The organism is Mesorhizobium sp. M2A.F.Ca.ET.042.01.1.1, from assembly GCF_003997405.1.
Taxonomy (GTDB): Bacteria; Pseudomonadota; Alphaproteobacteria; order Rhizobiales; family Rhizobiaceae; genus Mesorhizobium.
In genome coordinates, this window is sequence record NZ_RZRX01000591.1 from 1 (window position 1) to 943 (window position 943).

At 66.9% G+C, this 943-nt stretch carries 1 pseudogene; it reads left to right on the forward strand.

Annotation, left to right across the window (positions count from 1 at the left end):
- A pseudogene (locus EOA23_RS35045) lies at positions 1–943 on the forward strand (helicase); the annotation flags it as partial.

The window sequence follows — 943 nt, forward strand, 5'->3', positions numbered from 1 at the left end:
CCAATACCGCGACCTGAGCGCGGCCGAGCTCGGCCAGATCGCCGGCCGCGCCGGCCGGCACCTGCGCGACGGCACGTTCGGCGTCACCGGCCAGGTCGACCCGTTCGACGAGGATCTGGTCGCCAAGATCGAGGCGCACGACTTCGACCCGGTGAAGGTGCTGCAATGGCGGACCGCCGATTTCGATTTTTCCAGCCTCGACGCTCTCAAGCGCTCGACCGAGACCAACGCGCCGGTCGAGGGGCTGACCCGCGCGCTGCCGGCTGTCGACGCGCAGGCGCTGGAGCATCTGTCGAAGGACGGCGACATCCGCGCCTTGGCCACCGGCAAGGAGCGTGTCGCGCTGCTCTGGGAAGCCTGCGCGCTCCCCGACTACCGCAAGATCGCGCCGGCCCAGCACGCCGATCTTATCGCCTCCATCTATATGGACCTTGCGCGCCGCGGCCATGTCGATGAGAATTACATGGCCGACCAGGTGCGGCGCGCCGACACGACGGAAGGCGACATCGACACGCTCTCGCACCGGATCGCGCAGATCCGCACCTGGACTTTCGTCTCCAACCGCCCCGGATGGCTGGCCGATCAGCTACACTGGCAGGAAAAGACGCGCGAAATCGAAGACAGATTGTCGGATGCGTTGCATGAGCGGTTGACGAAACGCTTCGTAGACCGCAGGACTTCCGTCCTCATGCGGCGCCTTAGAGAAAATACCATGCCTGAAGCCGAAATCAGCCCAACCGGAACCGTCCTCGTCGAAGGTCATCATGTCGGCGAGTTGCAGGGGTTCCGCTTCACCGCCGACCAAAGCGCCGGCGGCGAGGACGCCAAGGCGGTGCGGATCGCGGCCCAGAAGGCGCTCGCGGCCGAGTTCGATGCGCGCGCCGAGCGCTTTGCCGCCTGCGCCAATGGCGACCTGGCCCTGGGCTCCGACGGCGTCCTGCGC